Source organism: Bacteroidales bacterium, assembly GCA_018334875.1.
GTDB lineage: Bacteria > Bacteroidota > Bacteroidia > Bacteroidales > UBA12077 > JAGXLC01.
Map to the genome: position 1 here is coordinate 1 of JAGXLC010000274.1, position 5,560 is coordinate 5,560.

The following is a 5,560-nucleotide window of genomic DNA, read 5'->3' on the forward strand; positions in this document are numbered from 1 at the left end:
TCCCCTGCTATCCAATCCGGAGGATCGTCCAGAACATTTACCAGGGCAGCGATGCGTTTGATAAGAATTTTCATCCTGTTTTTATTACAGATTTGTTACGAAAATAAAAAATTTGACCACAAAATTCATAAATATCAGAAATTCCAGAAGATTATTCTTGACAAATAGCCAAGAAAAACTTATATTTACCCTTTTAATCATCAAAAAAATGGCTTCAATACATTCCATTTCAAAACATCTGCTGATGACCCTCCTCATTTTTATGGTTATCGGCTGGCAAATCCATGCTCAGGATGATACAACAGATACAGAAGTAAAAAAAGGATGGACTTTTGGCGCCCTTCCGGCTGTTGCTTATGATACCGACAGAGGGTTTAAGTACGGGGGACTGGTCAATTTTTTCAATTACGGGGACGGCAGCACCTACCCGGATTATCTGCAATCCATATACCTGGAATGGTCGCGAACCACTAAAGGAAGTGGTATTAACCAGTTGCTATTCGACACAGAAAGGCTGACCAAAAATACACCTATCCGCCTGACAGCCGACTTGAGCTACTTCACGGAAAAATCGATGGATTTTTATGGGTTCAATGGTATCGAGAGCGTTTACAGACCTGAATTTGAGAATGAGGATGCCGATAATTATATCTCAAGAATGTTTTACCGGTACGAAAGGAATCTCTTTCATTTTTCAGCCATCTTTCAGAACGAAATACCCAACAGCAATTTTAAATGGCTGGCAGGAATAGAAAATTTCACCCACCGGCTTGAAAATTTCGATTTCGAACGCTACAACAAGGGAAATGAAGACAACAGGTTGCAGGATACCACCACCTTGTTTGAGCTTTATGAGGACTGGGGACTAATTCCACAGGAAGAAGCCGACGGGGGGATGGTCAATTATTTGAAGGCAGGGATGATTTACGATACCAGAGATCAAAGGGCCAATCCCATGAAAGGAATGTGGTCGGAAGTCCTGTTATCGGCTGCACCCGGTTTTCTTTGGAATAAAGAAAATCAATACCTAAAGTTATCCTGTATCCACAGGCAGTATTTCACCTTGGTGCCCGAAGATCTTAATCTGGCAATCCGACTGGGTTATCAGGGGACAGTGATGGGTAAGGCCCCTTTCTATATGCACTCCTACCTGATGAGCTCCTTTACGGAAAGTGTTAATGTGGAGGGGCTGGGCGGACAGAAATCTTTACGGGGAATTTTACGGAACCGGATATTGGCCGATGACATTGCTTACAGCAATCTGGAGCTGAGGTGGAAGTTCTGGAGATTGAATGTATTCAACCAGAACATCTACATTGCATGGAGTGCATTTTGGGATAATGGCATGGTAATGGATCCCATCGCCCTGAACAAAAGCAAAATTCCCCAAAACATAAACAAGAACCGTTATTTTTCTGATGAACAGGAAGGAATTCACAGCGCTGTAGGTACTGGTTTACACTTCGCACTGAACAATAATTTTATTATAGCTGTTGATTATGGTAAAGCTCTGGATAAAAGAGACGGCAATTCAGGCCTATACATTGGCCTGAATTTTCTCTACTAAATCCATGCCTCTTCCCTGATCTTCTTTACCAGCATCTTCTTCCTGGTACCACTCACCTTAATGGTTTTATTGTTTATCATAACTACTTCATCGGAAAAAACAGCCTCAATATATTCGAGGTTGATCAATTCCCGATTGGATATCATGAAAAAAGACGGCCCGTCCAAAAAATTTCTAAGTTCACTCAGTCTTTCCTTCAACAGGTAATGATTGCCATCGCTGAGTTCAACAAGGGTTCCGACCAGATATTGTTTACAAAACAAAATTCTGTTTTTTTCGATCTTTTTTTCACCTTTCGAGGACGATATGGTAATTGTTTCGTTATTCATCTTAAAGCCCTTTTTTTACTATGTTTATAATCTACCGGGGATTATCACTTTATAAATTTCTTCATTGTGATCCGAACGATAGTCAATCCGGCCCTGAATCAGTTCTATTAACCGGTTGATCGTTTTCCAGGTTAAATAGTCATATTCATCGGAGTCGGGCATACTATCATTTCCCGGGTTTTTGTCAGTCGATTCGCTCTCATGGCTTTTTACTCCCCTTATTTCCAGGCAAATTTTTCCCTCTCCGCTACGATCATACTCAATACTCACCATTCCCTCCTGAATATCAGACCTAAGCAATTCAATGAGATTGGTAGTGATCCGTTCCAGGATGAATTCATCCTGGTATACCATCAACTCATTCCTGCCGTTCAGCATATGGACATCAAGTGAATCTTCAAATGCAAGTCGGTCTTTGAAGCCCCCAACAATTCCGGATAGCAAATGATTTAGTCCAAAGCGGGAAGGGTTGACTTTGATCATTCCTGCCTCCAGCTCGGACAGATCGATGAGATTTTGAAAGTATTGTAAAATCTGATAACCACTATCCATAATTCTTTCAGCGAATTCCCTGGTATTGCCTTCAGAGAGTTCCCGGTCCTGCAACAGTTTAGAAAATCCTATTACAGAATTCAATGGGGTTCTTATCCGGTGGGAAACATAAGAAAGGAACCGCTCTTCAATTTCACCTTTCTTACGTTTATTCAAATCAAATCTTTGATCGTATAACATAATATATAGTTTTTGTGCATTCGGATCAGGAGACTGTTCAGCCTTGATTTATGACACCTATCCGAACATCTTTATTCTTCAGATATTCTTTTCACTTCTTTCGTCACTTCTTCGGCCTTATCCTTGTAATAACCACTCTGTCGGGAAAGGTCTTCAAGAAGTGCCAGGGCCTTATCCTTATTTTCAAGTTTGATGTGACACATCGCTGTATACCATTTGGCCTGGTGGAGGAAAAGGTTATCATTATCCCCGATCACTGTGTCAAATGATTCGTTGGCCTTTTGGTACTTTTGAATTTCCATATAGGATAAACCTGAATAAAAGTTTGCCGCAACATCCTCTTTTTTATTCAGCACCTGTTCAAATAACTGAAGGGCCGTTCTGTACTCTTCCTGTCTGTAGTTCTGCATTGCATTGGTAAGCAACCCATTCATCTCATTATCAACTCCGGAACGAAATGTAATGGTCGCTTCGTAAGGCTGATAGTATTCCTGGAAAATTTGATCGGTGGTTGGAGCATGACCGATCTGGTAATAATGATACCCTGTTCCACCTAAACCCAGCACAAGTGTACCGACCACAGTTGCAATTATTGCCTTTCTTTTAAACCAATGAACAGGGTTTGGGCTTTGTCTTTCCATAACACCCTGCATTTGGTCCCTTAACTCCATGACATCATCTTTCAGGAGCGCATCTTCAATTTCTTTTCTCAGATTAAATTCCCGGAACAAATCACTGTCATTTTCCAAAGAATGTTCAAATTCTCTGACTTCTTTTTCTTTCAGGTCACCCTGGAGGTACCTTTCTATATTTCTATAAGCATTCATAATCAAAATAGTTTTTTAAGATTGATTGATTGATTGATGGTTTGATGGTTTGTAATGTTTATCTAATACTTAACATGCAAATAATTAATATTTAATGATGATTAATTGAATCCGTCCTGCTGGTCATCTGAGCCACCCGAATTGTCATCCGTGTCATTGGCATCGCCCCCTTTAATCAGAAGCATATCCCTTGTATTCAATACATCTTTTTTAAAAATTGACGATAATCTGCTGTCTTGTTGTTTTTTGTCTGTAGCTTTCATTTTGTATGGTTTTTCAAGGTTAGTAAGAGATTTTATTAATTGAGACTAATTAAACCCATCCTGCTGATCATCTGAGCCGCCCGAATTGTCATCGGTGTCATTGGCATCGCCCCCTTTGATCAGTAGCATTTCACGGGCATTCAATACTTCATTTTCAAAAACTTGGCTGATTCTGTTTTCTGTGGCTTGTTGTTTGGTTTTTGTTTTCATGGCTTTTAAATTTTTATGGTTTTATATTATAAGTTTCATTAAATTCATATATCACTATATTTCAATCCATAGAGTTACTATGTCAAATTTTACAGTTAAAAAAAGTATTTATACACCTGTATTCTTAATTTCCTAAATTCATTTTATACTTTAATTCATCTTTATTTTTTCATGAATGAATTTTTATCATGAATTTCTACATCTTTATCCCATCCCGATCCAAAAGGTAACCCCCTTTTTTTAAAAAATTTTTTAATTAATGCATAATGCACTGAATTACAATTAAATATTTTTATTTTGATTTTTTATTTTTTACATTGACATATATAAATGTTTTAATATAATGCATCAAAAACTATAAGTAATAAGCACAGAAACAGAATTTTGCAGTCAGGTTGTTAATTATCAAAATATTAATTCATGAGATGAAACCAAACAAATATTTTTGAATTCAATGATCCCAATTCCACAAAGAAAAATATAGAATTGAATACCAGATCATACAAATATTTGAATAAAAATGCAAAAAGTTTTTTAAATTTGCAAATAGACAGTGATGTATTATCTTGGCAATATGGCATTTTATAGATTATTTATCATACTGATTACGGGAATTTTTCTTTTACCGCAAGGGCTTTATGCCATTCCGCCGGCAAAACAAAATCCCGTTCCAGGGGATTTGAGGGATTCCATTCAATGGTATAAAAACGAGGGAATCCGTCATGCCCAAGGGGGTAAACTGGAAAATGCAAAAAATTTATTTCTGAAAGAGCTTACCTACAAGGAAAAGGCCTATCCGGACAAACATCCCAAAATAGCCAATACTTACACGAATCTGGGAGTGGTAAACAAAATGCAGGGCAAATTTGAAAAGGCCTTGCAATATTATCAAAAGGCTGATAATATCTATTCTGAAAACCCGGATTTCAATCCCAAAAAAGTAGGGACCAATCTTCAGAACATGGCCAACATTTATGCCTTGTATCAGGATTATGAAAAAGCGGAATCTTATTACAACCGGGCCATTAAACTATTTAAAAAGGATCCTGCCAGTAACCTGGAGAGGTTGGGTATGGTTTACAATAATCTGGGTATTCTTTATAAAGAAAAGGATGATCATCACAAAGCCATCAATTTCTATAAAAAAAGCATTCGACTAAAAAAAAGAGGTGACCCGGGAACCCTTTACGTTACCCAGGGTAATTTAGCCAACTCTTACCGTCTTATAAAAAATTATAAAAAGGCTGAGGAACATTTCAGTCGTACCATCAATCAAGGCATTCAACAATTTGGCAAATCTTCCTACTTACTTAACCATCATTATCTGAATTACGGTATCTTGAAACTGGACCAAAAGGAATATGACCGAGCTAAAGAATTAATTAAAAAATCTCTAAATATTACGGTAAACAATTTAGGAAAAACGAATTCTGAAATATCCAGATGTTATGAGCATCTGGGATTGTTATGTCGTTTAAGAGGGAATTACACACAGGCATTACAATATTATCAGCGGGCATTGATTTCCCTCTCAGATCATTTCAATGATAGCACCATACAAGCCAATCCAGAGGCGGAAAACGTCCTCTCCAAATCTCAACTGGTGAATATACTGAAAAGAAAAGCCAAAAC

The 5,560-nt window shown here is 37.7% G+C and carries 7 protein-coding genes; 2 read left to right on the forward strand and 5 right to left on the reverse strand.

Annotated elements, in window-relative coordinates; genetic code table 11:
- Window positions 1-208 precede the first annotated feature (208 nt).
- Window positions 209-1,567: a BamA/TamA family outer membrane protein gene (locus KGY70_16210; protein MBS3776742.1), complete on the forward strand. Its 1,359-nt coding sequence runs from the start codon at window positions 209-211 to the stop codon at window positions 1,565-1,567.
- On the opposite strand, the gene KGY70_16215 is transcribed toward KGY70_16210, so the two are convergent.
- The 5 genes from KGY70_16215 to KGY70_16235 form a co-directional block, all read right to left on the reverse strand.
- Entirely contained in the window at window positions 1,564-1,896 is a 333-nt protein-coding gene (locus KGY70_16215) for a LytTR family transcriptional regulator DNA-binding domain-containing protein (protein MBS3776743.1), read from the reverse strand. The two genes, KGY70_16210 and KGY70_16215, sit on opposite strands and share 4 nt — an antisense overlap.
- 24 nt (window positions 1,897-1,920) lie before the next feature.
- Window positions 1,921-2,628, reverse strand: coding sequence for a HAMP domain-containing histidine kinase (locus tag KGY70_16220; protein ID MBS3776744.1), 708 nt, complete (start codon window positions 2,626-2,628; stop codon window positions 1,921-1,923).
- Window positions 2,629-2,699: 71 nt separating this feature from the next.
- Window positions 2,700-3,455: a tetratricopeptide repeat protein gene (locus KGY70_16225; protein ID MBS3776745.1), complete on the reverse strand. Its 756-nt coding sequence runs from the start codon at window positions 3,453-3,455 to the stop codon at window positions 2,700-2,702.
- Window positions 3,456-3,556: 101 nt separating this feature from the next.
- Window positions 3,557-3,718, reverse strand: a complete 162-nt coding sequence (locus tag KGY70_16230; GenBank protein ID MBS3776746.1) for a hypothetical protein — start codon at window positions 3,716-3,718, stop codon at window positions 3,557-3,559.
- A 45-nt stretch (window positions 3,719-3,763) separates the two neighbouring features.
- Window positions 3,764-3,928, reverse strand: coding sequence for a hypothetical protein (locus tag KGY70_16235; protein MBS3776747.1), 165 nt, complete (start codon window positions 3,926-3,928; stop codon window positions 3,764-3,766).
- A gap of 574 nt (window positions 3,929-4,502) precedes the next feature.
- Between KGY70_16235 and KGY70_16240 the strand changes: the two genes are divergently transcribed.
- Window positions 4,503-5,560 (forward strand): tetratricopeptide repeat protein (locus KGY70_16240; GenBank protein MBS3776748.1); only part of this gene is annotated, 1,058 nt, incomplete at its 3' end.